The following is a 26190-nucleotide window of genomic DNA, read 5'->3' as shown; positions in this document are numbered from 1 at the left end:
GTGTTATTGGTGTAAATAAAAAGAGATTCTTAGAAATAGAATCTCTTTCTTAAGTTATAAATAAAAAATAATTTTTTGCTGAATAAGGAAACATAAAATTTACAGGCTAATGTAAAGTAGATATTTCATTTAGTTTGATAAGTTTTTATACAGATCCATAAACTTATTAAAATCTTCTTCATCTATAGACATATCGCCTATATCACCATGCTTAGTATCCCCTTCAGTTATTCCGTGAAAATCAGAACCGCAAGTGAAAACTAGGTTGTTGTTTCTACATAGACTTACCAAATAATCTTGGTCTTTTTTAAAGTTCATAAAATATACTGCTTCCAAACCGTCAAATCCAAATTTTAATAAGTCTTCTGGAGAATTTTTCTTAAGAAGTATAGGGTGTGCAAGTATCACTACTGCATTATATTTTTTTAATAATGCAATCCCCTCTTCTACAGTAATGATTTTATTTGGTACATATGCAGGAGAATTATTTCCTATAATGTTATCAAATATATAATCCCAACTATAATTATATCCAGCTTCAATTATACTTTGTGCGATATGAGGACGTGCTACTATACCTTCTCCTTTTTCTAATACCTTTTCATAATCAAGTTCTATATTAAAATGGAGTTTTAATTTATCTACTATACTTTTAGCTCTAGCCACTCTGGAAGTTTTAAGATCCCTTAAAAATTTTTGTAAGCTTTCATCTTTGTAAGAATCATCTCTAAAATAACCTAATACATGAACACTTTCTTTGTTATTACATGATAGTTCAATACCAGGAATCAGCTTAATTCCATGAAATTTAGCTGCCTCTATAGCTTCATCGATTCCTTCGGTATTATCATGGTCAGTAATAGCCAAATATTCAATTCCTTTTGATTTTGCTCTCATTACTACTTCAGTTGGAGACATTTTGCCGTCGGAAGAAGTTGTATGACAATGAAATTCTGCTTTTATATTCAAAAAAGTATCATTCCTTTCAAGACTATATATTTTTCGGTGTTTTTTGATATAATGATTTTAACATACATTACTATAGAGTTCCTAGCTTAACTTTTAATTTGTTTAAGTGCCATAATAATCAGATGTAGTGATTATTTAAAAGGTATAAATTAAAATCTAATAAAATTTAATTATGAAGTGGTTCATCTATAGGTATATAATTATAAGCATACAGATTTATAAAATATAATACCTAGTTGTAGAATACAGGAGGCAATACATGATAGATCGTGATAAAATAAAGCAAGCAGCAAAACTAATAATTGAAGCTATAGGTGAAGATGTAAATAGAGAAGGTTTAATAGAAACTCCTGATAGGATTGCTAGAATGTATGAGGAAATATTTTCAGGTATTGGAGAAAACGCAGAAAAATATCTTTCTAAGCAATTTACTATAGAAAGAGATGATTTAGTACTAGAAAAAAATATAAGCTTTTACTCTATGTGTGAACATCATTTTTTACCTTTTTACGGGAAGGTGCATATAGCATATATACCAAATGGTAAAGTTACTGGATTATCAAAGTTGGCTAGAACGGTTGAATTATACTCTAAGAAGCCTCAATTACAGGAAAGACTTACAGAAGAAATTGCAGATGCTATTATGAAATACTTAAATGCTAAAGGAGTAATGGTTATTATAGAGGCTGAACATATGTGTATGGCTATGAGGGGAATAAAAAAACAAGGTAGTATTACCGTTACTACAACCTGTAGAGGTGAGTTCGTTAATAATAATCTTAAAAATGAAGTGATCAGCCTTATAAAATTGTAGGTTCACTTAGAGGCAATTGTATATTATTAAGAAAATATGGTGATAAGATGGAGAGAGTTAATTATATATTAAACAGTCCAAAGTATAAATCCTACCTGTCGCAGATTGAAGCTTGTGAGGTTGATAGAATATATTGTAGACATGATTTAAAACATTTCTTAGATGTTGCAAGGATAGCTTATATCATGGTGTTAGAAGAGAAGATACAAATCTCCAAGGAAGTAGTATATGCTACAGCTATATTACATGATATAGGGAGATTTAAGCAATATGAGGATGGGACACCTCATAATGAAGCATCTTATGGTATTGCTAAAGTTTTATTAAAAGAAGCAAATTTTAATGATGAAGAAAGTTATATGGTGCTTAATGCCATATTAAATCATAGAAATCATAAAGAAAATGGTTTTGATTATATATTTTATAAAAGTGATAAATTATCAAGAGACTGCTATGAATGTAAAGCAACACTTACTTGCAATTGGGAAGAAGGAAAAAGGAATTATAATATAACATATTAGTTTTTAATTTGAGGTGAGATAATGTACATAGGGAATAAAGAATTTATTATTGGTGACAGAACTTATATAATGGGAATTCTTAATTTGACACCAGATTCATTTTCAGATGGAGGAAAGTTCAACTGTTCCCAAAATGCAATAGAGCATGCTGAAGCAATGATAGCTGAAGGAGTAGATATCATTGATATAGGTGGAGAGTCAACAAGGCCTAATCACAAAGCTGTTGATGAAAAGGAAGAATTACAGAGAGTTATTCCGATTATTAAAACTATTAGAGAAAAGTTTGAAATACCTATATCCATAGATACGTATAAAGGAAAGGTTGCTGAAGAAGCTATAAAGGCTGGTGCAAATTTAATAAATGATGTTTGGGGTTTTAAAAAGGATAAATATATTGCAGAAGTAGCCGCAAAATATGATGTGCCTTGCTGCCTTATGCATAACAGAGATAATACTGACTACGGTGATATAATAGAGGATATGATAGTGGATTTTAAAGAATCTATAGCTATAGCCCTATCTGCTGGTGTAAAAAAAGAAAATATAATACTTGATCCAGGCATAGGTTTTGCTAAAAGCTATGAGCAGAATTTATATGTAATGAATAACTTAGAAAAATTTAATTCTTTAGGATATCCATTGCTTTTAGGTACTTCTAGAAAATCCATTATAGGTAACACTTTAAACTTACCAGTGGATGAAAGGGTTGAAGGCACTGTGGCTACAACTGTAATATGTGTAATGAAGGGATATGACTTTGTAAGAGTTCATGATGTAAAAGAAAATAGAAGAGCAGCAATCATGACTGATGCAATTGTGAGAAATAGATAAACTTAGGAGGAGAAATAGATTGGATAAGCTTTATATAGAAAATCTGGAGTTGTTTGCGAATCATGGTGTATTTGGTGAGGAAAAATCCTTAGGTCAGAAATTTGTAATATCACTAGAACTTTTCTTCAATTCAAGAGAAGCCGCAATTACAGGAGACTTAACTAAATCAGTACACTATGGAGAACTGTGTCATAAACTTGAAAAAGAATTTCAAAAGGAAAGCTATGATTTAATAGAAACAGCTGCAGAAAAAACAGCAGAATTTATTTTGAAAGAATATACAATATTAGAAGCTGTTAAGGTTACATTGAAGAAACCATGGGCACCTATAGGCAAACACCTAGACTATGCTGCTATTGAAATATATAGAAAATGGAACAAAGCATTTATAGCATTAGGTTCTAATAAGGGAGATAAAAACACCAATTTATTGACTGCCATAGAAATTATAAGTAAATCAGGACATACTAAAGTAAATAAGGTGTCTAATTTTATTACAACTGAACCTTGGGGATATGAAAATCAAGAAAAATTCTTAAATGGTGCTGCTGAGATATCAACTATACTATCACCAAGAGAATTAATTGATTATTTACTACAAGTAGAAAGTGAATTAAAGAGGGAAAGAATTATAAAATGGGGACCTAGGACCATTGATTTAGATGTCTTAATTTATGATGATGTGATTTCATCAGATGAACATATAGTAATTCCCCATCCAAGAATGCATGAAAGGTTATTTGTAATAGAACCACTAGCGGAGATTGCTCCTTATGAATTTCATCCGATACTTAGAAAAAGAATATATGAGATAAAAGAACAATTGCTTAGCAATTTGAAATAAGAAAGTTTTATTCTTATAGTTAAAGTTATTAAATAAATATATAGATTTACTAATCAATGATAGTGTATCCAAAAGTTAATTGTTTTGGATACACTTTTTTATTTTAAACTAATATTACGTTACTTGTTAAAAACATATTTGCAGAAGGAATCTAATCTATACGCTAATGGAATGTTGTCCATACTAAGATAATCTTCCTCAAAAACACCATCCCAAGGAAAAACAGAAACTACATTTTCATCATATACATTAATAACATACTTATCAGCAGATATCTTTACAAAAAGCTTGTATTTTGGCTTTTCAGGAAGATTAGCAGGTTTCTTTATAAAATTATCATTCTTTAAGGATTTGATGAAATCAATTAGAACTTTATCATCTTCCTCTTTTGCAGGTAATTCCTTATAAACATCTGTGTCGAAGGCAGAGATTTCAAACTTATTATTATTTATAAGCTTGTACAACTCTTCTGTATAGTAATGATTAGATGGTTTCTTTTTTAAGTTTATGTACTGAGAATCAGAACATCCTATAAAGGTTAATGAAATAATTAAAATAAGAGTTAAGGAAAGAAGTTTTTTCATGAGACCTCCATAAACATATTATTACTTTAAAATAATATGTAACTAGATACGCTGATAGAACATTTTATTGAAATTTGAATAATATATATAGATACAAATTTTTAATAGAGTCTCTTACATAGTGCTAAATAAGGAGGAAAGCATATTGAAGTATGGGCTTGATATAGAAAACAAAGTTGTTTCTTCATATGTGAATGAAAGTCTGATAAAAAATAGACATTCAGTTGTAAATTTTCAGGAAGATAGTAATAAATTATTTGGAGAAGTTCTATTTAGAAAGGCTTTATTAGCAAATCAAACTAGAGTAGATTTGTATATAAATGTTGAAAGCCAAAAGTCTGAAGTTGATTTAATGGATATATATGTGAGTAAAGATGAGCGAATATTAGATTTTTTAGTAAAGTTTAAAGATAAAATGAAGAGTATTGGTTTCGATGAAGTTAATGTAAAGGATGGATCAAGTTTATATCTATGTAAAAAGATAAAAGCACCTTCATTAATTATTAGAATTAAATCACGTGCTATAGATATAGGTGCTAAAGAATTCGAAAAAGAACTAGCTGATTGGCTAATTAACATATTTAGTGAAAGAGTATAATGTAAAAAATAGCTCAGATTACTTATTAGATTAGTTTAAGTCTATTTTATAATTGTCAAAATTATTAACTGCTTAGTAAGGGCATCTATAAATTACTACTTAAATTTAAACTAAAATAATCTGAGCTAAAGCTTATACAAAAAGTTAAAAAACTTATTAAGTCTTTAAATTAAAATTATCATATATGAGTAAAGTTTTAATTTAATGGATTAATCGCACTTAAACTTGTCTTTTCCATTTTTATTATTAGCATTCTCATCTGAAGCAGTTCCAAGCCTAACTCTACTAATTAAAAATCCTACAGTAGAAAATAGAATATTTCTTATTTCTCCGATGGTAGAGCTGGTTTGATCTATGCTTGTCCAATAAGACAGCATAATAACAACTAAAGATAACAGTGACATAAATCCAGCAATTAAAACTTGAAACTTTTTATTTCTAAGATTATTATTTGGTATAATTTGATCGCCAAATATATACCCGAATATAGATGACATCACTGATCTTATGGTTTCGTTTGAGGACGAAGAAAATCCACCATTTATAAATATTGTGATGCATGTGTGAATAAAAGCTATGAACCCTATAACTGTTAAAAATCTCATCGCGAGACATTGAGTCTCCCAAATCTTTTTCAACTTCTTTACTTTCTTGAACATAGGCATCACCCTCTTAGATATAATATGCTAATTAATAATAAATTGTTACTTAATATTAGACATAATTATATACTTTTTTTAATATTATAGATTGAATTAATTTAATCTAGAAGGGGTAATATGCTTACTATTGCAACAGTGGGACCTAAAGCCAAAACTCAGCAAGAGATAAAAAGATTGATTGAGGAAGGGGCAAATGGAATAAGGATCAATTTTTCGCATTGTGATTACGAAATTGTTAAAGATACCATCAGATACATAAAAAGCAATTTTAAAACAATAACTATTATTGGGGATATACAAGGACATAAAATAAGAGTAGGAAGATGTTTTAGAGAAGTAAGAAAAACTGCAAAAGGTGAAATAGTATATTTTTGTTCAGAAGATAGTTACGAAGAAATACTTAAAGTTTGGACAGGACGAAAAGAAGTGTTGATTCCTCTAACTATAAAAGAACAAGATCTATTAGAATCTCCATTGAAAACTATATATATGAAAGATGGAAGTATGGAGTATGCTGTGACTGGTAGAAAAGATTCAATGCTACAGTGCAGAGCTGTTTGTGGTGGTGTAGTTAGAGCGGAAAAGGGATGTAATCTTCCGGAGCTAAATAGACAAACAAGGGATATTAGCGACAAGGATTTTAAAGATATTGAATTTTGCATAGAGAATAAAGTTGATACTATACTTTATTCCTACGTTTATGACCATGAGGATATAGCAAAGTTCAAAAATGCTATAGATAAGGTGAATATAGAAAAGAGTTATGAGCCTAAGTTATGGGCAAAGATAGAAACTGAAAAAGCTATAAACAATATAAAGTCTATCTCAGAAAAGGTAGATGGAGTGGTGCTTGGGAGAGGTGATTTGCTTCCAGAAACCAATATATATAAGATGGCATTATATCAACATAATTTTATAAGAGCTATGAAGAACAGTAATAAGGATGTTATAATTGCAACTCATGTATTAGATTCATTAAAAGAAAATTATAAACCAACAGTGAATGAAATGAATGATATATTCTACTGCATAGGTGGAGGAGTAAGTGGGTTCATGCTTACTGGTGAAACCTCGGTAGGGAGAAATCCTGTGAATGCAGTTATAGTCTTAAAAAAAGCAGTAGATTTTTATACAAAAATATTCAAAAAAAGTTAAGGGAATACTAAGGGAATCGGTTTATAGACTGATAATTTTGTTATGGAATTTATATTTTTAAAGTTATCTATATTAAATTATACAAAATTAATAGAAGTTTAAATATTATATAAGAGGAACCAAAATGAAAAGTAAAAATTCATTTTGGTTTTTTTCTTATGAATAGATATATCATATAGAATCTAAAAGACTAAGTTGATAATTCTATTATCTGTCAGTATTGGTTTAGTTATAAATTTAAAGTTTATTTTGAAAGTAGTGCCTCTTCATAAGTTTTTTGTGCAATAAGAATTGTAGTAGTATAATATAAACAATTGAATGATAAATTGATCAGCAGTTAAAAATAAAATTAGAATAAATTTATCGCCTTGCAAATTTTTTAACGTATTTTCAGAAATGCAAATGTGCAAAAATTGTTTGGCGGTTTTTTAGAAAGGATAAAAATGAAGGTAAGAACAGGTGAAAAAGCCTTAGCATCATTAGTTATTATGCTTATAGGTTTTATAATTACACTATTTTCAAGTAATAACTCCATAATGATATTGTTGCAAAATGGATTTGAGGCAGGACTAGTTGGAGGATTGGCAGATTGGTTTGCAGTATCAGCACTTTTCCGTCATCCCATGGGAATACCAATACCACATACAGCTCTTTTACCAAGAAATAGAGAAAGAATAACCACTTCGCTAGTTTCAATAGTTGAAAATGATTTATTAAATAAAGAAAGTGTAATCCATAGAATTAGCAAAATCAATTTTACAAAGAAAATATTACAGATGTGTAGTGAGTACGTATATTCAAATCAAGTGAAATTAGCAATAGTGGATATTGCGAATAGGATCAAGAATTCTATATCTATAACAGATATGACAATATATTTTAATACCACAATAAGTAAGTACATAGATTCTATAGATACAAAAAATGTGTTAGAACAGCTAATAAATCAAGCTTTAAAAAATAATTATGATGATAAGCTTTTAGATGTTTTAATTGATAATGTTGAAGAAGTAATTAAGAGAGAAGATGTGAAGAAAGAAATTGCAACTACCTCTGTAAATGCAGCGAAGAAAATCCCTAAAAAGGGTATGCTTCAATTTACACTTAATACATTTACTGATATTATTGGTCAGGATAAAATTGGTGATAAAGTTCAAGAGTTTATACTTCTCATGTTAAAGGAGTTAAAATATAAAGATAGTCCAAGTAGAATAATGGTATTGAATTCTATTCGTGATAATATTATAAAAATTAGTGAAGATAATAGTGTTATAGAGAAGTTAGATGATTATAAAAAGGATATTAGCAACAATGATAAGATTAATGATTTTTCATTAAAGATATTACAAGGCCTAGAAGGTCAAATATTAGATTTTATAAATGATGATATAGTTATAGAGGAAAAAGTTTTACCAATCTTAGATAGGTTAATTGGTGATATGTCAAAAGATGATGAACTTGTGGATAAAATTGATCAATATATACGTTCTCAAATATCTCAATATATTAATAAAAATCATGAAAAGATAGGTGTTTTAGTTAAAGAAAATATAGAAAAACTTGATACTGAAACTCTTATAGATTTGATTGAAGACAAGGTAGGCGATGATCTACAATGGATAAGAATAAATGGAGCTGTTTGTGGATTTTTAATTGGGTTAGTATTAGGTGGTATTAAATTGATAGTTAGGTAGAGGCCATGTTAAAAGCAATGTGTTGAAATTAATTGGTTTTGCATCCGATGCTTTAATGAGCATTCGCAAAGAATTAATATGATTTTGTCATATTCCATGGCTAAAACTGTAAACTCACTACGTTCGAACAGTACAGTTCATTAACGCCATTACATCTGCCAAAATCATTTAATTCTAATTGCTCGCTCGTATAGCATCTCCTGCATAACCAATTAATTTCAATAATATTCTTAACATGGTCTAATGTATAAGTATAAAGAATTGCATAATATTACCGATAAAAAATACAATGAGATATGATAAATACTATGCTTAAATATAGACTAGAATTAAAAATTGGGTTACAAATGAAAGGAGAGCTACAATGATTAATGATTTGCCGACTATTGGAGTAGTATTGAAGGATGGGCATGTAGAAAGCTATGATTATATGACAGCTGTAAAAAACGATTTTCATCATACTTTTATAATGTCTTCAAAAGATAAAAATGAAATTGATTATGATAGTGCTCTGAGGTTTGTTAAGCTTGATGGTGAGGAGTTTTATACCCTAGAAGGAGAGCCGGCCCTTGATCCTCATACTGTTGGAAAGAAGCAGATTAGTATATTTGCAGCTCATTGTATAGAAAATGGGGTTGATCCAAAAACAAGAGTGAAAATAAAGGATCACAAGTTGGAAACTTATTATGAAGGTAAATTTATTGGTGCTTTAAAAGATTTTTTAGAAGAAATATAAGTTTATGAAACTATCCAAAATAAATTTGAAATTATTTTGGATAGTTTATTTTTTTATAAAGTTCTAACCTTATTTATTAATTTATTGATGAAAGGATTTTGCTCAAGTATATATTAAAATTTCTCAGAGTAACCATTTAGGTTAAAATAGATATTCATATGCTCTAAATATGAAAAAAATTAACGAATCTAATATATTTTACATAGAGTTAACTTAAACATCAATATTATTAATAATCCTATGCTATATTTTAACTAAATGCATACGGTTTTCCATATAGAATTAGTGATTAAACATAAGAGGAGATTAAATGATGATAAATGGATTAGTTGATATTTCAAATTACAGTGAGGTGGCTGAATTGAAAAGTATACTTGATAGTAAAAATATTTCTACAGTTTATCAACCTATCGTTTCACTTTTAGATGCTGCAATTATAGGCTATGAAGCTTTGAGTAGGGGGCCTATAAGCTCGCCACTACAAAATCCAGATAAACTATTTAAGTCTGCTCAAACTTACAATAAGACCTGGGAATTAGAGCAATTATGTAGAATAAAGGCTATAGAAAGGGCGGAAAATCTTGAAAAGGATAAATATCTTTTTATAAATGTAGATCCCCATATTTTTAAGGATGAAAAATTTAAAAGAGGTTTTACAAAGGAATTTCTAGCAGAGCATAACATGTCCCCAGATTGTATAGTTTTTGAAATAACTGAGAAGACATGTATAGAAGATTATAAGGGATTTAGGCAAGCTCTTGACAATTATGTGGATCAAGGATATAAAATTGCAATAGACGATACGGGTTCGGGTTATTCAGGACTCAAAATGTTAAATGAAACAAAGCCTCATTATGTTAAAATCGATATGGATTTAATAAGAGATATAAATAAAGATTCTTTTAAGCAATCATTATTAGAATGTTTTGTGAAACTTTCGGAGTCTACAAATATGAAACTTATAGCTGAAGGAATAGAAACAGAAGAGGAACTAAAGACTCTAATAAGTTTAGGGGTATATGCAGGACAAGGATACTTTATTAGTAGACCTGCAGGTACATTCTTAGATATACCTGGCCCGGTAAAAGAATTAATTATAAGATTCAATAAATTAAAAGAAAATATGTATAATAATTATACTTCTAATAATATTGGTGAAATTGTATCTAATGATAAAACCTTTAGTGCTTCAACTCAGTGTAAAGAGCTTAAAGAGTATTTTGACTTTAACGATATTGCAGGTGCATGTATAGTAGAGAATGGAAAGCCTGTTGGACTCATAATGAAACATACTCTGGATTCTGCTCTTGCTACTCAATTTGGTGTAGCAGTGTTTACAAAACGGCCTATATCTTTAGTGATGGACGAAAATCCACTAATTGTTGATTATCATACACCTGTTAATGAAGTGTCAAGAATGGCTATGTCTAGAAAAACAAAAAATATTTATGATTATATTATTGTAACTAATAATGATAAATATTGCGGGGTAGTTTCTATAAAAAACTTACTTAATTATAATACGATGTTAGAATGTAATTATGCTAGACAACTTAATCCACTAACAGAGCTTCCAGGTAATATGGTTATACAAAATACTATAAATAATATTCTTAAAACAGAGCGTACATACTGTATCCTTTATTTTGATTTAGATAATTTTAAAGTTTACAATGATACATATGGATTTGAAAATGGAGATAGGATTATCAAATATACTGCTCAACTAATAAACACCGAAATAAAGTCGCTTTTTCCTTATAACGGATTTGTGGGACATATCGGAGGAGATGATTTTGTTAGTATATTGGAGAATCCAATTGAAGAATGCAAGAATCTATGCAGCAAAGTAATAGAGCAATTTAACCAAGGTATCTTAAATTTTTTTAATGAAAAGGATAGGAATAATAAATACATTGAAGCTGTAGATAGGAGAGGTAACAAAGAAAAACTTCCGATTACGTCTCTTTCAATCGCAGGTGTATATGGTAAATTCGTGAGTTATTCTAATCCTGAGGATGTTGCGCTATATGTTGCTGCAATAAAGAAGGAAGCTAAGAAAATTCATGGTAGCTGCTATTTAATAAACGAAGTTAATTAATACTATTAAATATAGCATATAAATAAAAAAATCACACTTAAATAAAGTGTGATTTTTTGGTGCCGATGGAGGGATTCGAACCCTCATGGTTTCCCGCTCGATTTTGAGTCGAGTGCGTCTGCCGTTCCGCCACATCGGCAAGCAACATGATTATATTATCATAAAAAAATATATATTGCAATACTTTTTTTTGTACTGTGAATAAAAATTGGAAGCTGCAATTTATCTAATTTGCAATGTGTTGAAATTAATTGGTTATGCATCCGATGCTTTAATGAACTTACGCAAAGAATTAATATGATTTTGTCATATTCCATGGCTAAAACTGTAAACTCACTACGTTCGAACAGTACAGTTTATTAACGCCACTCCATCTGAAAAAATCATTTAATTCTAATAGCTCGCTCATATAGCATCTCCTGCATAACCAATTAATTTCAAGAATATTTAAAAATAGATTTAAGATTAAACTGGTATATCTTTGAAATATAAAGCTTAGATTTACTATTTTAAAATTTGATGGATAAGGTTATTGATAAAATAGGATAGTGATATATTTATAAATCAAAGATAAGATGGTTGTAAATACTTAGTTTACTTAGGGCAAATAGACTAATAATCGAAATTTGTGGAAAAATTTTTAGAAATATATTGTTACTGAGGAGGACTTTTGCTAGAATATATGTGGGTAGCAAAATTTATCCCAGTGGGATTGATTTTAACCCGCTGGTGAAATGCCTTGGTCTTTTTTATTAATGCCCAGTTTGAGAGGACCATTATATGAGGCTTAAATTTTGAAGTAGCTTATTAATTATTTTTTATATGTGGACGAGCTATGGTGTTAAGTATTACTATGAGTTAATTTAATTTCTAGTGAAATATAGAGTTAGATTAATTTTAAAATGGTGTCTTAAAATCCATACGTTTATCTAGATACAGGCTACAACAAGCGTTTGAAAATCTTTATTAATATTAAGGAGGAGAAAACAAAATGATGTATTCAAAAGAAGTTGAAGAAATGTGTGTAGTTGCAAAAGGCCCTAATCATGGAGCAGCTCCAATTCCTGTAGAAGGAAGATGGGTACAAGCAAAAGAAGTTACTGATATATCAGCATTAACTCACGGAGTAGGCTGGTGTGCACCTCAACAAGGAGCTTGTAAATTAACTTTAAATGTTAAGGATGGTATAATCCAAGAGGCTTTAGTTGAAACAATAGGATGTTCAGGTATGACTCACTCAGCTGCTATGGCATCTGAAATATTACCTGGAAAGACTATATTAGAAGCATTAAACACAGATTTAGTTTGTGATGCTATAAATACAGCTATGAGAGAATTATTCCTTCAAATAGTTTACGGAAGATCACAAAGTGCTTTCTCAGAAGGCGGACTTCCAATAGGTGCAGGTCTTGAAGACCTAGGAAAAGGACTTAGAAGCCAAGTTGGTACTATGTACGGAACATTAGCTAAGGGTCCAAGATACCTTGAAATGGCTGAAGGTTATGTTACTAATGTAGCTTTAGATGAAGCTGGAGAAATAATCGGATACAAGTTTGTTAACCTAGGAAAAATGATGGAAGCTATAGCTAAGGGTAAAGATGCTCAAGAAGCTTTAGAAGGTGCAACAGGACAATACGGAAGATTCGATGACGCTGCTAAAGTAATTGACCCAAGACATGCATAATTAAGTGGATGAAGGAGGATAAAGAAATGGCATTATTTGAAAGTTTTGAAAGAAGAATAGGACAAATAACACCTGTATTAGAAAAATACGGTATAGAATCATTAGAACAAGCTAGACAACTTTGTGTTGATTTAGGTTTTGATCCATATACTATAGTAAGAGAAACACAACCAATAGCATTTGAAAACGCTGGATGGGCATATGTATTAGGTGCTGCTATAGCTGTTAAATCAAACTGCACAAAAGCTGCTGATGCTTCAAAAGCAATCGGTGAAGGTTTACAAGCATTCTGTATCCCAGGATCAGTTGCTGATGATAGAAAAGTTGGTCTAGGACATGGTAATCTAGGATCAATGCTTTTAAGCGAAGAAACTAAATGTTTTGCTTTCCTTGCAGGACATGAATCATTTGCTGCTGCAGAAGGTGCTATAAAGATAGCTGAAAAAGCTAACAAAGTAAGAAAAGAGCCATTAAGAGTTATACTTAACGGTCTTGGAAAAGATGCAGCTCAAATAATATCAAGAATCAATGGATTCACATATGTTCAAACTAAGTTTGACTACTATACTGGAGAATTAGCAATAGTTAAAGAAGTTGCTTATTCAAAGGGACCAAGAGCTAAGGTTAGATGCTACGGTGCAGATGACGTTAGAGAAGGTGTTGCTATAATGCACAAAGAAGGCGTTGACGTATCAATAACTGGTAACTCAACTAACCCTACAAGATTCCAACATCCAGTTGCTGGAACATACAAGAAAGAAATGATTGATCTAGGAAAGAAATACTTCTCAGTTGCATCAGGTGGTGGTACTGGAAGAACTCTTCACCCAGACAACATGGCAGCAGGTCCAGCTTCATACGGTATGACAGATACTATGGGAAGAATGCACTCAGATGCACAATTCGCAGGATCATCATCAGTTCCAGCTCACGTTGAAATGATGGGTCTTATCGGAATGGGTAACAACCCAATGGTTGGAGCAACAGTTGCAGTAGCAGTTGCTATTGAAGAAGCTTTAACAAAGTAATCAATTTTTTGAAATAACGAGACACGTTTTATTAGTAATAAACTAGTAGAACGTGTCTTTTTTACGTTCTCAAAATTAGGTGGTGCATATGGTAAGAAAATTAAAAATTTAAAGAGAGAATGACAAAACTTTTGCCGAAGGTTTCGAGGAATTTATCGATAGTTGTAAAGCTAGAAATTTGAGACCAGCTACGACTGATCACTATCAAGGAATTTCTTAAGAGATGTAAGACCGACTAGCACCAATGGATTAGGTGCTTTAACTTGGATGAAAGATCATGCAGAAAGTCCTGTAAGATTCAATTTTTATAGTGATATAGATAAGATAGGTACTGCTTATTATATTAGAAAGAATTTCCTTGATGCAATTATGGGAGATGATGATAATTCATTCTTGAAAATTTGGGGTGGAGAGTTAGATAGAAGAATAGATAGCATAGGAATATATAAGCAGCTTGGTACAGATAGAGGATTTAAGGTTGCTGAAGGTGAAAATCTTATAACTATAGAAGAATCTACAGAAGGAACTGAAGTAACTCGATCAATGGTTACTGGAAGAGATGAAAATGATAATGTTCTTGAGTTACCTGAGAAATATGTTGACTCTCCTTTGATCAATAACTATCCACAGATTTCATTTAAGCACATTGATTTTCCTAATATTAAGGTTAGTAGAGATGATGCAGTAACAGAATATGCAGACAAAGAAGCTGTTTATACTGAGCTTAGAAGACAAGCAGCTTTATTATATAATGAGCAACATATTGATAGACCTTCAGTAAACTTTTCAATAGAATTTGATGACTTATCAAAGACTGATGAATACAAGGAAATAAAAGCACTTCAGCAATTATATTTAGGTGATATAGTCACAATACATAGCAGTAAATTAGGGATAGATATTAAAGCTAGATTGATTTCTTATACATATGATTGTGTGCTAGAAAAGTATACTAAGCTAGAGCTTGGAGATTATGTAAAGAGTGAATATACAGTAAGTAATATTCTTAATAATAGAATAGCAACTGTTGCAACTGATAATTATGTCATAGGTAATAAGATTAAGGAAGCATTAGGGGGACATGTTGTTAAACGAGAAGGTGAAATACTTATAATGGATAAAGATGACATAGCTACTGCCACAAAGGTATGGAGATATAATTTAAATGGTCTTGGATATTCTAGCACTGGATATAATGGTGACTACAATGTGGCGATAACTATGGATGGTGAAATTGTAGCTAACTTCATTAAAACAGGTGAGTTAGATGCAAGTTTAATAAAAGTTGGAGTTCTTAAGTCTGAAAATCAAATTACATGGATTAATATGAATGATGGAACATTTAACTTTGCTAATAAATTTAAATATGATGGACATACATTCTATTTTGATGGTGATTTAATAACTGATTTAGATGGTTCTGTAATAACAGGAAAAATAAAAAGTATTGATGGAACAATAGATATTGATTTATCAAATGGTGGATTTAGAATAGGGGGAAGAAGCGGAGATACAGCTATTCATACTAACTCTTATTCTAGATGGAACCATTCTAATGGAAGTTATTCCGTAGCTGATGGAAATGGATTTATGAATTATAATGGATCGACAGGAAGATCATATCATTATTTATTCCATGCTGATACATTAAATTTTGAAGGCTCAACAATAACTGTTCAATTGCCAGATGAATTTAAAAATAAAGACTTTGTTGTAACACCTTTTTGGATTGAACCCGACAATGGTACGTTATATTTAGATTCAGCTTACTCTTTACACAATTTTGGGATAACTTTTGAAAATTCTTATATTTATGTAAATAAAGCAACTGCAACATTTTTCTTATATGCTCATTCAACTTGGGTGCAAAGAGATTTGAGCAATAATATGAGTTTTGCATATGGTTACCCTCGAATATGGTATATAGTTACGGCGTAGGAGGTTTAACATGGCTACAATAGAAGAAATGCAAAGTAAAATGACAATCTTTTTTTCTAAAAGAACAGGAGATTTAAAAGAAGTTTTAGGGGGTATTCAAGATATGAATATCTATGGAAAAGACAAAGAGGATTATGAACTTATCAGAGATTTTGTGGTTTTAGATAGAGACAATTATGTTCTAGATAAACCGAATAATTTTATATACGATATCGAAGAAAACCAATTAAAAATAAAGCAGGATGCAATACCTAAGTATCCAGTTGCATAAATGCACTTCATTTAAGTTGAGGTGCTATTTTTTATGGTATTATTCGAGGTAATTATAAAGTAAATTTAAAAACTAAAAGATTAGAGAAAAGCAAACTGAAGAATTGAATATTAGCTATGTGGATAATTAGTTAATTATTGTAACTTTTAGAGTATTAATTAAATTTGAATAAATAAGTTTTATAAACATTTACTTAATTTGTAATATATAAACCAAATTGTAGAATATTTTTCCTTGATATGGATTAGTTGCAAAATTATAATGTAACATGTACTAATTTTAGAGGGGGAAAATAAATGAAGAAAAAATTTGGTTTAATATTAAGTTTAGTTATGGTATTTACGGTGTTATTTAGTACTGGTAATCTGAAAGTTGCTAAAGCAACAGATTCATATTCTTATCAGGATGATGGATTAGCTGGGAAAAATAATCTGAATGGCACTTCTAGCAATAGTGCAAAGATTGGAAATACCTTATATCTTCCAGAAGTAGGATGGAATAGATATGATGATTTTAATAGCAATATTCAGTACATTGGTGACGGATGGCATCATCTTTCATATACTAGTCCAGGAAATGTATATGACTTGTCACAATCTATATCATATAAAAAAGCTGATGAAGTACGATTTTCAATAACTGGGCAAAAAATTAGAATAATTGAACATAATCAACAAAACTATTCAACTTTTAATGTATATTCTCAAAAAGTATATGCAGATGGACAGTATATAGGTTCAATAAATAATTTATGCACAAATATAAGTAATGAGTATGAAGTTTTAGACTTTGAATATACATTTACTACTAATGCAAAACATAACATAAGTATAGTACATGATGTAGATACACTCACAGATAGTAATGTCACTCAAGGCGATTTGTTTACACTTGATGCTATCGATACTGATGGACAATTAGGTAAATATGACTATCAACCACCAAGAATGAATATAGATTCACCTCAAATAAATACTACTTATACAGGAAGTTTTGAATTAAGAGGTTGGGCTTTAAATCAATCAGGTATTAAAGCTGTACAAACATTTATTGATGGATCGTATTCTAGAGATACAACAATAGGACTTTCAAGACCTGATGTGTACAATGCCTATCCGGAATATAAGAATAACAATAGTGGATTTTCAACTATATACAAAGTAAGTGATTTTACTCTAGGCAACCATACGTTGAAAGTAAAAGCTTTTGGAAATGATGGAACAAGCCAAGAACAGTTATTATATTTGTATGTTTATGCTAATTACATAATAGTAGTACCACAAGGATCACAACCAACTGTACAAGCTGTTCCATTATACAGATATAGTAGTTCTGTAGAGCATATGTATACTACTAACTTTAATGAACTTGGAAATGGTAGTGGAGGGTATACTTTAGAAGGAATTGAGGGATATGTATTCCCTACTCAACAACCTGGTACAGTACCTTTATATAGGTATTATAATGGCACAGATCATTTATATACTATAGATTATAATGAGTTAGGTACTGGTAAATACGGATATACTATAGAGTGTAATGGTAATCCAATGTGTTATGTATATCCACCAACAACACAACAAACAGGAACTACTCCTATGTATAGGTACTTTAATGGTACAGATCACTTCTATACAACAACATTTTCAGAATTAGGTTATGGAAATAGTTCATTTACCTATGAGGGAGCTAAGTTCAATGTATTGCATAAGTAAATTTGTTGAAAAACATTCTATGAAAATAGAGTGTTTTTTTAATACAAAAATAGAGATTAGATAGAATAAATCTCATTGAAATTAACTAAATTAAGAATGGAGTTGTAAGATGGACGATTTAATGAAAGCAGCGCTTAGTCAAGGTTTTGGCTATGCGCTTTTTGTATTTCTTCTGCTATATGTTTTAAAAACGACAGGCGAGAGAGAAAAGAGATATCAAGGATTATTAGACAAATTAACAGAAAAATTCAGCATCATTGAGGATATCAAAGGTGATGTAAAAGAAGTTAAAGATTTTATATTTAAAAAATAGGGGATGATCAAGATTGAATATAATACAAAATAATTTTACTTGGAATGGTACATTTATAGATGGAGAGAATAAGCCAACTAGAATAGTTTGGCATAATGCAGATGCATCAACATGTACAGTAGAAGATATACATAGATGGCATTTAGCTAATGGATGGGCTGGAATAGGTTATCATTTATTTATAAGAAAAGATGGGTCAGTTTATCAAGGTAGACAATTTGGGTGGAGGGGAAGTCATTGTCCTACTGCAAATTATAATAGTATTGGTGTGTGTTGTGAAGGGAAATATATGACAGAACAAATGCCAGTAGCTCAATTACAAGCTTGCTTACAAGTTAAAACATATTTACAAAGTTTATATGGCAATATACCTAGCTTTGGACATAGAGAACTTTATAACACTAATTGCCCTGGGGTTAAATTTCCTTTAGAGGCTATAAAAAATGGTCAAGCACAGGTTAATACAGTAGTACAAAATAATAATGTAAGTGAAGGTGATTATATGAGTAAAGTTTGGAGAAATGGTGGTTCTATAGAGAGAGTTTATTCTGATTATAATTGCACTAATGAAATTGGTGTTATTGACCCAACAGAAACAGCAGAAGCTATAGCTGATTTAGGTAATAGAATGGTAGTTGTATATAATGGTATAGATGCTAATAAGAAAGCATGTAAGAAAACTGGATTCGTAGTATGGCGTGGTGGATTATAAAACTGGTTGGGATTTGCCAAATGAGTTAGAACTGATGGGAGAAAGTCACATAAGATTAGGTAGTGAGATTGGTGAGGTGGATAGTATCGACAACATCATGAAATTTAATTACAAGGAGATGTATATAATATGAAAGAAAAATTAAGTAAACTTATAGAAGTAAAGAAATTAATAGCACTTGTACTTACTCTAGTATTTTGTGTTTTAGCATTTAAAAATGAAGTTAATACATATTTTATGGCTATTTATACTATGATTATTGGTTTTTATTTCGGTCAATCTACCGCTAAGAATTCAAGCGTAAATAATTAAATTTAAATCATGATTACAAAAAAGTATAGTATATGTTAATTAGAAAGAATGATAGATTAAATATATAACCTATTTTGGGATATTATGGTTGAAAAGTACTAATTCTAATATTATAATATAGGTATAAAAGGATAGAGAGGTATTTATGGGGAAGAATTATATTTTAAAAGTTATTATTGAATTAGTGTGGTTTATAATATGCTGTACTGCTATACTTTCACCTATACTCAAAACAAATTTTCCAATTTTAATTAAAATTTTAGCATTTATATTAGTTGTGTGGATTGGTAATATCATTATAAGTTATATTTATTATAAAAAAAATGGAGGACAATAGTCCTCCATTTTTAGTTTTAACTCCAAGTGAAGTAACCTGTATAGGAACCTTTATAACTACCGGCAAACCAATAATGAAAACATGTCATACCGTTTGAACTATTATGAGCATCATAATATACATTACTGTCATATTCCCAAAGTGAGCCTAAAGCTGGAAATGCTGCTGGCAATGCAGTAGGTAAACCTGCTCCAGATGCTATTGTTGCCCACATTGAACCAACAGCAGATCCAGCGATGAGTGCACCTAAACCAGTAACAGCCATAACCGCACCAATAACAACTCCAGCGACCATACCTTCATATTTAGCATTTGTTCTCGCGCATGACCATTTATAAACCCAATAACCGCTATCTAAAGTAGTGAAAGTTCCGTCGGCATTTTTTGTTTTTAAAGTGTTTTGACTATTTGATGGCTTGGACATAATGTCAGAAACTTTATAAGTTTTAGTAGAGTTAGATGTTTTTGACATTAATGGATTACTGTCTGATAACATAATCTCACCAGTTGCTTTATTTAAGGTAGTATAATCAACGCGACCAGTCGAGTACGTTGATTTTAGAATAGTAATATCTTTTGAAGGATGTGCAATTTCTTCAAATTTTGTTAATGTTTCAGTGCTTGTAATATTTTTGTTAGTTGAAGCATAAGCAGGGATTGTGGGTAACACAAGTGATAAAGAAAGTAAAAGTGTTAAACCCTTAATGAACATTTTTTTTAGTTTCATAAGTATAAAACCTCCCATAAAATTGTCTATTATTGTTTGCAAACGTTTGTACACTAGCATTTACATTTTAAACATAATAAGGGAAAAAATCAATATTATAAAATAATATTTGGAATAGAATACAAAAATATACATAAATTGTGTTACTTAATGTAAAAAATGGTATAAAAGTACATTAAAATGAGATGCTTTTGTAACTTTATTGTAATAAGAGTGAATAAGCTTCTTTAAATATATAATTTGTGACAAATATGAAGATTTAGATGATATACTATTTACATAAATTGTTTTGTAAAAGTTTTTATATATAATGAAAAAACACTTGAAACAAATTTAATTATTATTGTGTGGGGTCTAATATGTATAATTACTATAAGAAGTTAGAAACTGAGGAACAAATGCTGTTTGATAGTGAAATAGCGAGACTATTTAAGATTTATAAGATACAAGATAAAAAGGATTTTGGAGAAGTTGTAGGTGCTCCATATTTTAGCTTGGTTAAGAAAATTATAGCTGAATATATGGAAGAAAATAATCTTGAACTTGAGGAATTATATTATCCAACATACAGCGGAATGGCAGTGGTTTGTCCTGAATAAATATATAAGCCAGCCGTAGAAAAGTTTATAGATGAGCATTACTGGCATGATTTAAACCAAGTTTACAAGAGTAAAGATGGAAAAGAATATAAATTTGTGTTAGTTAAGAATAGAGTTTAAGAGAGTATTAAGTTACTCTCTTTTCATATTGTTCTGATTAGTATATATAATATAGAAGTAAATAATAATGAGAAAGATATTTTTATAGTGCTATTTATATTAATGTAGCTTTTCTTTATTTTCATGAAATCACTTTAATAGATATTATGGACAAGGTATAGAAAAGTAATGCTTATAATATGAAGGAATTTTTATAAATTATATCTTAAGTAATATACTCGTAAATGATTGTGAAAAAAATGAAAAAATATGTTGCATAATTTTAGGGAAACGTTTATTATTATAAATGTTGATAAAACGTGTATTCAAGAATTACTAAGGACTTAGCTTAATTAAACAATAATGCTGTTTAGAAGGCTGTAAATTTAAACCAACGTTGAAATGATGGGTCTTATCGGAATGGGTAACAACCCAATGGTTGGAGCAACAGTTGCTATTGAAGAAGCTTTAACAAAGTAATCAATTTAAATTAGTATATAAGGTCTCACGGCTTACGTAAGGGGTTTGTCGTGGGGCTTTTTTATTATTTTGTGTTTAGATGGAAACATTTTGCAAATCATGTGTTTTTTTATTTAAGAAAATAGCATTTAGTCGAAATTAGTTTGATGTAAATTAAAGTAGTATACATAGTGATCCTAGAAGGTAAAATCCTTCTAGGATCTTTTTTTATGCTTGAAAGCTTCTGCAGTCTGTTTGCTCTACATTTGAAGCTGAATCACTATGCTTTACAATTTGTATCTTATTTAAAGAACAGAAATTTTCTTCTTTACTATGGTTTTTACATTCAGTAACTGTACACGATATACTTTTATTGTTTTTCATGGGCAATTTCTCCTCTCAATAATTATTTGCATTATTAGTATCAAGTATTTTATAAATTTTATTCATTTTTCATAATTCTTATATATAATCTGACATACTGTAGTCAACTTACAGATGATAAACTGTAATAAAAAAGGAGGTAATTCAATGATTATGCAACTACCAAAACCAATTGAAATTTACATGAATTCTCTAAATACTAATGACAATAATGTTATAGATAGGTGTATAGCAAAAGACGCTCACGTTCACGATATCGGTGAAGATAATCATATCTATGGACTTATAGATATTAAAAAATGGCGAGGAATTTCGAATGAGGAGTTTAAGCTGAAATCAGAAGTTATAAACGCGGAAAATAAAAATGGAATAATAATGGTGTCTTCAATAACAACCGGGAAATTTTCTGGTAGTCCACAATTGTTTTATTATTTTTTTACTGTTAAAGATAATTTAATCACCAATATAGAAATTGTTCCGGGTAAAGAAAATGTAAAGCTATAATTGTAGAAGTTAGCATACATATGACAATTTTTACATTGAAATCTATAATTGATAAGAGAAAAGTTGATAAAGTAGAATTTATACTCTCGTATGAATCCTATAATAAAACCACCACATCAAAGTGGTGGTTTTATCATTTTATTTCTCTTTTCTATTTCCAACTTATTTATCTATAAGCTCATCAATGTGAAGAGAAGTATATTTATTATTTTTAAGAGTTTTTACAATTCTTTGCAGAGGTGAGTCTGGATTGTAATTTATGTTTAGCTTATTATCATTTGTTTCAAAATCAATATAGTCTATTTCTGTAGATGGATGATAATAAAAGCTTTTAAGCACATCTGGGTTACCTTCATTAAATTTATCTATTATACGCTGAGTATCTTTAACAGTATCTGATATACGACCTAATGGAGTTGGAACAAATAAATGGTTGTCATCAGTCTTATATATATTATCTTTTTTAGAATAATCATAATGTTCATATAGAAATTGAAAATAGTTGCTAATTATTTTCTTTTGATCCATAGTGGCCCTATAATGTGGACTTTCATAATATGAAATTGGAATATTTAAAGCGCTTGCGGTATCTATACCTTTTTCGATAACCGCGCGAGTTTCAACTTCCGTACTATTTGTGTCCTTCGACATATCTTCGCCGGTTCCACTTGCAACGTTGCCGGATTGGTGCGAATAACCATGGAGACCAATTTCTCCACCTTTATTAAGCATATAATCTAGTACATTCACAAATCCAACATTTATTATATCGTCTTTTGTCAGTAAATCATTATCAAAGTTGCTTAAAGGAACTTTGAATCTAGGTATCCATGAGACATGAAACTTCATTCCATTTGAATATAGTAAATTTGACATGATTTTTATTTTTGTTTGATTTTTATCTACAATATTTGAATAACCACAACCGAAATCTTCAAATCTGATTAAGGCAATTTTGTGATTATACAGTGATGAAGACTCATTAGGAGCTTTAACGTCATTTGGAATAAGATTAATTTTTTTATTTTCAAAATTGAATACGGCAATTAAATCAAAAATTACTTCTATATCTGATATTGAGATATAAAAGGTATTATTGTAATTAATTAAATTACCTCTAAGAGAACCTTTTTTAGAGTTTTTCTCATAAGAGTTTTCAGTCAAAAAAATTTTATCGCTATTATTTGATATAATTAGTGAGCCGCTTGAATTATCTACAGTATAATTCAACTTTTCTGAAATAAAATTAAGTGGTATATAATATCTTTGAGATTTAAGTATCATAGGTATATGAGGGATGCTTGTCCTGCCTAAAATACTTAAATTTACATCATTGATTTCTGATATATGTCTGTCAGAAAAATTAATTTTTGGAGTATAAGAGCTCTTAAAGTTGTTCTTGGTAAGTAAAATTGAATAATTGGTTTTGTTGGTGTTAGTTTTTATAAAATTAAAATAAACAAGAATATTATAGGATAGTAATACAATTAGAATTAATGAGATAAAAGAAAAAATCAGCGTTTTTGAATTCCATTGCATGCGTTTTTCGCTCCTTTGTTATATGTATAAATCAATTCTTTTAAGAGGATTGTACCATTATTTTGAGTAGAATATCTTAAAGAAAAGTTAAATTTGCACTATAATATCAAAAAATAATTAAAAAACTCAAAATAATAATGTAGGAAATAGAATATCTATCATTCTGTGTTATGCTAAGGCTTATTTCAAACATTAAAAGTTGCTGTTTAACAAAGTAGTTAATTTAGATTAGCATATAAGATCTCACGGTTTACTAAGGTGGTCGTTGGGGGATTCTTTTAGGTAAGTGTTTCAAAAGTAATTCTAATAAGTGATATTTTGGATGTTTAACATAGAGTTAACATGGGTTGTATTGAATATAATGGCATAAAATGTAATAATAAAAAACGAAGATGTAACACTTACCGGTAAAATAAATAACATTTTCGAAAAATTATCTTTTGGAGGTTATTATGAAAAATAGAATAAAATTATTAATCGGAGGATTGACTTGTTCCTTGATGATAGGTATAGCTGTACAAGCTAACATAAGTTGGGGAGGAAAAGCAACACCATTAACACATGGTATGATGGCAAATTCATATTCTAAAAACACTAATGATACAAGTTTTTATAGGGTGACAGCAGATTTGACATTTTCTGATCCAAGCTATAACACAATATATCATGAACCAGCACATAATAGCTATGTAGATTCTTCAGGAAATGCAAATGCATCTACAGGAGACATTACTGTATATACCAATGTAGCGCATGTTTCATCTTATCATGTATGGTATACACGTTCAGGGGATGATCCTGCAGAAGTAACTTATCATGAATATAACTAGCGTTTAATCATTAGTTGTCTGCTTAAACTAATATAAATATTAAACGCTAGCATAAAAACTTAACAATTATATTCTAACAATGAGTGCTTGAAGTATCAAGCGCTCGTTAGTTAGATTAAGAAAGGTGATGCCTTAATGTATTGGATAATAAACCGGATAAGAAATTCAAAGTTTTGCTTTGTAATAATATTTCTAGGTTTTTTTATTTCTATGATAGCTCTTTCAATAGGGACATCAATAATTTCACAAATTAATAAAATCACTAATGATTATTCAAATGGCAGCTTTAAATACGTAAAAAGGGTTAATTTATCATTTAAAGATAGTTATCAGATTTCAGATTTAACAAGTCTGTTTGAAAAGGACTTTATCAATTCTGATATTGCTGTTGAATTTGTGCCTATACAAACAGAGAACTATGAGACCATTATTGTGACTGGTATTTTATCTAAGGATAAATATTTATGGACTCCTCCAATGGAAAAGGGAGAGTTCTTAGGTAACAAGGTTAATGACAGGGTTGCTGTAGTAGGTAGAAAGGTATTTAATGGGGTTGAAAATAACGAATTAACAATAGAAGGCAAAAAATATAAGATAGTTGGTACCTTCGGAAAGAAGGAAGAATCAGCAATCAATAGAGAGGTTTTTGTACCAATCAACTACATACCTGAAATACTAGGAAAAAGGCTAAATCCAAAAGTTTTTCAATTTGTAGTAAAAGCTAATATAAATCCAAAAGTAGAAATAGATAAATTTAATGAAGATTTTTTGAATCAATATCCAAATGCAGTTATAAGTGTAGATAAAGATGAAAGGATTGATAAAGCTAGGGGCGATCTTATAAGGATGTATAAGCCTAATTTGAATGATGTTATTAAAATGCTGTTTATCTCTATATTGAATACGATAAATATCAGCTATTTTTGGATTCATTCAAGAAAAAAGGAAATAGCTTTGCGTAAGGCAATTGGTTCTAGCAATCAAGCTATATACATTCTCATATTAAAAGAAATAATCTTCATTTGCACGCTAGCTAGTGGAACGGCATTTGTTTTTTTAGCTGCTATAACTAGGGTTTCAACCAAGATATTTTCCTATGAAATAAACCTATCGTTAAGCGGATTTGTTTTTTCTATAATTGTTTCTTTATTAACCTGTTTAATAACTGCTTTAGTTCCATCACTAATTGCCTTTAAAGTAGAGCCTGCTGTTGTAATAAAAGAATAATGG

The 26190-nt window shown here is 29.8% G+C and carries 26 protein-coding genes, 1 tRNA gene and 2 pseudogenes; 22 read left to right on the top strand and 7 right to left on the bottom strand.

The genetic code is table 11. The features are described 5' to 3' along the window. Window positions 1–129 precede the first annotated feature (129 nt). Window positions 130–969 carry a PHP domain-containing protein gene (locus tag J3477_RS11310; RefSeq protein WP_206870055.1) on the bottom strand — a complete coding sequence of 280 codons (840 nt, stop codon included), beginning with the start codon at window positions 967–969 and terminating at the stop codon, window positions 130–132. A 262-nt stretch (window positions 970–1231) separates the two neighbouring features. Between J3477_RS11310 and folE the strand changes: the two genes are divergently transcribed. Genes folE through folK form a run of 4 tightly spaced genes read left to right on the top strand, consistent with a single transcriptional unit; the run spans window position 1232 to window position 3979 of the window. Further along, window positions 1232–1783: a GTP cyclohydrolase I FolE gene (folE, locus tag J3477_RS11305; RefSeq protein ID WP_206870731.1), complete on the top strand. Its 552-nt coding sequence runs from the start codon at window positions 1232–1234 to the stop codon at window positions 1781–1783. Window positions 1784–1830: 47 nt separating this feature from the next. Next, window positions 1831–2304 carry an HD domain-containing protein gene (locus J3477_RS11300; RefSeq protein ID WP_206870054.1) on the top strand — a complete coding sequence of 158 codons (474 nt, stop codon included), beginning with the start codon at window positions 1831–1833 and terminating at the stop codon, window positions 2302–2304. A 21-nt stretch (window positions 2305–2325) separates the two neighbouring features. Continuing rightward, window positions 2326–3135 carry a dihydropteroate synthase gene (gene folP / locus J3477_RS11295; RefSeq protein WP_206870053.1) on the top strand — a complete coding sequence of 270 codons (810 nt, stop codon included), beginning with the start codon at window positions 2326–2328 and terminating at the stop codon, window positions 3133–3135. A gap of 19 nt (window positions 3136–3154) precedes the next feature. Continuing rightward, complete coding sequence (gene folK, locus J3477_RS11290; protein WP_206870052.1) at window positions 3155–3979, top strand: 2-amino-4-hydroxy-6-hydroxymethyldihydropteridine diphosphokinase; 825 nt, start codon at window positions 3155–3157, stop codon at window positions 3977–3979. A gap of 119 nt (window positions 3980–4098) precedes the next feature. Here folK and J3477_RS11285 read toward each other — a convergent pair whose 3' ends face one another. Next, entirely contained in the window at window positions 4099–4563 is a 465-nt protein-coding gene (locus J3477_RS11285; RefSeq protein WP_206870051.1) for a DUF4883 family protein, read from the bottom strand. 145 nt (window positions 4564–4708) lie between these two features. Here J3477_RS11285 and J3477_RS11280 point away from each other — a divergent pair, with 145 nt between their 5' ends. Then, complete coding sequence (locus tag J3477_RS11280) at window positions 4709–5161, top strand: hypothetical protein (RefSeq protein ID WP_206870050.1); 453 nt, start codon at window positions 4709–4711, stop codon at window positions 5159–5161. Window positions 5162–5370: 209 nt separating this feature from the next. On the opposite strand, the gene J3477_RS11275 is transcribed toward J3477_RS11280, so the two are convergent. Then, window positions 5371–5820 (bottom strand): hypothetical protein, encoded by a 450-nt coding sequence (locus J3477_RS11275; RefSeq protein ID WP_206870049.1) that lies wholly within the window; start codon window positions 5818–5820, stop codon window positions 5371–5373. Window positions 5821–5940: 120 nt separating this feature from the next. Between J3477_RS11275 and J3477_RS11270 the strand changes: the two genes are divergently transcribed. From J3477_RS11270 to J3477_RS11255, 4 genes are all read left to right on the top strand, one after another. Further along, window positions 5941–6978, top strand: a complete 1038-nt coding sequence (locus J3477_RS11270; RefSeq protein ID WP_206870048.1) for a pyruvate kinase — start codon at window positions 5941–5943, stop codon at window positions 6976–6978. Between the two features lie 443 nt (window positions 6979–7421). Continuing rightward, window positions 7422–8672 (top strand): DUF445 domain-containing protein, encoded by a 1251-nt coding sequence (locus J3477_RS11265; protein ID WP_206870047.1) that lies wholly within the window; start codon window positions 7422–7424, stop codon window positions 8670–8672. 364 nt (window positions 8673–9036) lie between these two features. After that, window positions 9037–9408, top strand: a complete 372-nt coding sequence (locus tag J3477_RS11260; RefSeq protein WP_206870046.1) for a hypothetical protein — start codon at window positions 9037–9039, stop codon at window positions 9406–9408. Between the two features lie 313 nt (window positions 9409–9721). After that, window positions 9722–11509, top strand: a complete 1788-nt coding sequence (locus tag J3477_RS11255; protein WP_206870730.1) for a GGDEF domain-containing protein — start codon at window positions 9722–9724, stop codon at window positions 11507–11509. Window positions 11510–11566: 57 nt separating this feature from the next. On the opposite strand, the gene J3477_RS11250 is transcribed toward J3477_RS11255, so the two are convergent. Beyond that, window positions 11567–11648, bottom strand: a tRNA-Leu gene (locus tag J3477_RS11250). Window positions 11649–12500: 852 nt separating this feature from the next. Here J3477_RS11250 and J3477_RS11245 point away from each other — a divergent pair. The 8 genes and pseudogenes from J3477_RS11245 to J3477_RS11210 all read left to right on the top strand — a co-directional run bounded on the left by J3477_RS11245 (window position 12501) and on the right by J3477_RS11210 (window position 19482). Then, window positions 12501–13193, top strand: coding sequence for an iron-sulfur cluster assembly scaffold protein (locus tag J3477_RS11245; protein ID WP_183276582.1), 693 nt, complete (start codon window positions 12501–12503; stop codon window positions 13191–13193). A gap of 26 nt (window positions 13194–13219) precedes the next feature. After that, window positions 13220–14221, top strand: coding sequence for a GGGtGRT protein (locus tag J3477_RS11240; RefSeq protein ID WP_206870045.1), 1002 nt, complete (start codon window positions 13220–13222; stop codon window positions 14219–14221). A 222-nt stretch (window positions 14222–14443) separates the two neighbouring features. Next, a pseudogene (locus J3477_RS11235) lies at window positions 14444–16159 on the top strand (phage tail spike protein); the annotation flags it as partial. A 10-nt stretch (window positions 16160–16169) separates the two neighbouring features. Further along, the gene (locus J3477_RS11230) at window positions 16170–16430 is read left to right on the top strand and encodes a hypothetical protein (RefSeq protein ID WP_206870044.1); all 261 of its coding nucleotides are present in this window, start codon (window positions 16170–16172) and stop codon (window positions 16428–16430) included. Between the two features lie 296 nt (window positions 16431–16726). Next, a complete protein-coding gene (locus J3477_RS11225; RefSeq protein WP_206870043.1) occupies window positions 16727–18145 on the top strand; it encodes an Ig-like domain-containing protein in 1419 nt (472 codons plus the stop codon). Between the two features lie 109 nt (window positions 18146–18254). Next, entirely contained in the window at window positions 18255–18458 is a 204-nt protein-coding gene (locus J3477_RS11220) for a BhlA/UviB family holin-like peptide (protein WP_200265878.1), read from the top strand. A 13-nt stretch (window positions 18459–18471) separates the two neighbouring features. Then, window positions 18472–19170 (top strand): peptidoglycan recognition protein family protein, encoded by a 699-nt coding sequence (locus tag J3477_RS11215; protein WP_206870042.1) that lies wholly within the window; start codon window positions 18472–18474, stop codon window positions 19168–19170. A gap of 129 nt (window positions 19171–19299) precedes the next feature. Then, window positions 19300–19482: a hypothetical protein gene (locus J3477_RS11210; RefSeq protein ID WP_206870041.1), complete on the top strand. Its 183-nt coding sequence runs from the start codon at window positions 19300–19302 to the stop codon at window positions 19480–19482. Between the two features lie 353 nt (window positions 19483–19835). Here the strand turns inward: J3477_RS11210 and J3477_RS11205 are convergent, their stop codons facing one another. Next, a complete protein-coding gene (locus J3477_RS11205; RefSeq protein ID WP_206870040.1) occupies window positions 19836–20546 on the bottom strand; it encodes a hypothetical protein in 711 nt (236 codons plus the stop codon). Between the two features lie 359 nt (window positions 20547–20905). Between J3477_RS11205 and J3477_RS11200 the strand changes: the two genes are divergently transcribed. Both J3477_RS11200 and J3477_RS11195 read left to right on the top strand, forming a co-directional pair. Next, window positions 20906–21145, top strand: a complete 240-nt coding sequence (locus J3477_RS11200; protein WP_206870039.1) for a hypothetical protein — start codon at window positions 20906–20908, stop codon at window positions 21143–21145. A 492-nt stretch (window positions 21146–21637) separates the two neighbouring features. Further along, window positions 21638–21724, top strand: a pseudogene (locus J3477_RS11195) (GGGtGRT protein); the annotation flags it as partial. A 207-nt stretch (window positions 21725–21931) separates the two neighbouring features. Here the strand turns inward: J3477_RS11195 and J3477_RS11190 are convergent. After that, window positions 21932–22087, bottom strand: a complete 156-nt coding sequence (locus J3477_RS11190) for a DUF1540 domain-containing protein (protein WP_206870038.1) — start codon at window positions 22085–22087, stop codon at window positions 21932–21934. Window positions 22088–22234: 147 nt separating this feature from the next. On the opposite strand from J3477_RS11190, the gene J3477_RS11185 reads away from it, so the two are divergent. After that, window positions 22235–22591 (top strand): hypothetical protein, encoded by a 357-nt coding sequence (locus tag J3477_RS11185; RefSeq protein WP_206870037.1) that lies wholly within the window; start codon window positions 22235–22237, stop codon window positions 22589–22591. Between the two features lie 162 nt (window positions 22592–22753). On the opposite strand, the gene J3477_RS11180 is transcribed toward J3477_RS11185, so the two are convergent. Beyond that, window positions 22754–24130: a DUF2334 domain-containing protein gene (locus J3477_RS11180; RefSeq protein ID WP_206870036.1), complete on the bottom strand. Its 1377-nt coding sequence runs from the start codon at window positions 24128–24130 to the stop codon at window positions 22754–22756. A 452-nt stretch (window positions 24131–24582) separates the two neighbouring features. On the opposite strand from J3477_RS11180, the gene J3477_RS11175 reads away from it, so the two are divergent. After that, window positions 24583–24960 carry a hypothetical protein gene (locus J3477_RS11175; RefSeq protein ID WP_206870035.1) on the top strand — a complete coding sequence of 126 codons (378 nt, stop codon included), beginning with the start codon at window positions 24583–24585 and terminating at the stop codon, window positions 24958–24960. A 135-nt stretch (window positions 24961–25095) separates the two neighbouring features. After that, complete coding sequence (locus tag J3477_RS11170; RefSeq protein WP_206870034.1) at window positions 25096–26187, top strand: ABC transporter permease; 1092 nt, start codon at window positions 25096–25098, stop codon at window positions 26185–26187. Window positions 26188–26190: the final 3 nt, after the last annotated feature.

The organism is Clostridium zeae (assembly GCF_017312485.1).
Taxonomy (GTDB): Bacteria; Bacillota; Clostridia; order Clostridiales; family Clostridiaceae; genus Clostridium_AR; species Clostridium_AR zeae.
This window is presented reverse-complemented; position numbering and strand designations above follow the sequence as displayed.

Coding starts and splice junctions, on each gene's coding strand:
- J3477_RS11300 (WP_206870054.1), top strand. CDS start 1,831: ATGGAGAGAGTTAATTATATATTAAACAGTCCAAAGTATAAATCCTAC.
- folP (WP_206870053.1), top strand. CDS start 2,326: ATGTACATAGGGAATAAAGAATTTATTATTGGTGACAGAACTTATATA.
- J3477_RS11285 (WP_206870051.1), bottom strand. CDS start 4,563: ATGAAAAAACTTCTTTCCTTAACTCTTATTTTAATTATTTCATTAACC.
- J3477_RS11275 (WP_206870049.1), bottom strand. CDS start 5,820: ATGTTCAAGAAAGTAAAGAAGTTGAAAAAGATTTGGGAGACTCAATGT.
- J3477_RS11270 (WP_206870048.1), top strand. CDS start 5,941: ATGCTTACTATTGCAACAGTGGGACCTAAAGCCAAAACTCAGCAAGAG.
- J3477_RS11265 (WP_206870047.1), top strand. CDS start 7,422: ATGAAGGTAAGAACAGGTGAAAAAGCCTTAGCATCATTAGTTATTATG.
- J3477_RS11260 (WP_206870046.1), top strand. CDS start 9,037: ATGATTAATGATTTGCCGACTATTGGAGTAGTATTGAAGGATGGGCAT.
- J3477_RS11255 (WP_206870730.1), top strand. CDS start 9,722: ATGATAAATGGATTAGTTGATATTTCAAATTACAGTGAGGTGGCTGAA.
- J3477_RS11245 (WP_183276582.1), top strand. CDS start 12,501: ATGATGTATTCAAAAGAAGTTGAAGAAATGTGTGTAGTTGCAAAAGGC.
- J3477_RS11240 (WP_206870045.1), top strand. CDS start 13,220: ATGGCATTATTTGAAAGTTTTGAAAGAAGAATAGGACAAATAACACCT.
- J3477_RS11230 (WP_206870044.1), top strand. CDS start 16,170: ATGGCTACAATAGAAGAAATGCAAAGTAAAATGACAATCTTTTTTTCT.
- J3477_RS11225 (WP_206870043.1), top strand. CDS start 16,727: ATGAAGAAAAAATTTGGTTTAATATTAAGTTTAGTTATGGTATTTACG.
- J3477_RS11220 (WP_200265878.1), top strand. CDS start 18,255: ATGGACGATTTAATGAAAGCAGCGCTTAGTCAAGGTTTTGGCTATGCG.
- J3477_RS11210 (WP_206870041.1), top strand. CDS start 19,300: ATGAAAGAAAAATTAAGTAAACTTATAGAAGTAAAGAAATTAATAGCA.
- J3477_RS11205 (WP_206870040.1), bottom strand. CDS start 20,546: ATGAAACTAAAAAAAATGTTCATTAAGGGTTTAACACTTTTACTTTCT.
- J3477_RS11200 (WP_206870039.1), top strand. CDS start 20,906: ATGTATAATTACTATAAGAAGTTAGAAACTGAGGAACAAATGCTGTTT.
- J3477_RS11190 (WP_206870038.1), bottom strand. CDS start 22,087: ATGAAAAACAATAAAAGTATATCGTGTACAGTTACTGAATGTAAAAAC.
- J3477_RS11185 (WP_206870037.1), top strand. CDS start 22,235: ATGATTATGCAACTACCAAAACCAATTGAAATTTACATGAATTCTCTA.
- J3477_RS11180 (WP_206870036.1), bottom strand. CDS start 24,130: ATGCAATGGAATTCAAAAACGCTGATTTTTTCTTTTATCTCATTAATT.
- J3477_RS11175 (WP_206870035.1), top strand. CDS start 24,583: ATGAAAAATAGAATAAAATTATTAATCGGAGGATTGACTTGTTCCTTG.
- J3477_RS11170 (WP_206870034.1), top strand. CDS start 25,096: ATGTATTGGATAATAAACCGGATAAGAAATTCAAAGTTTTGCTTTGTA.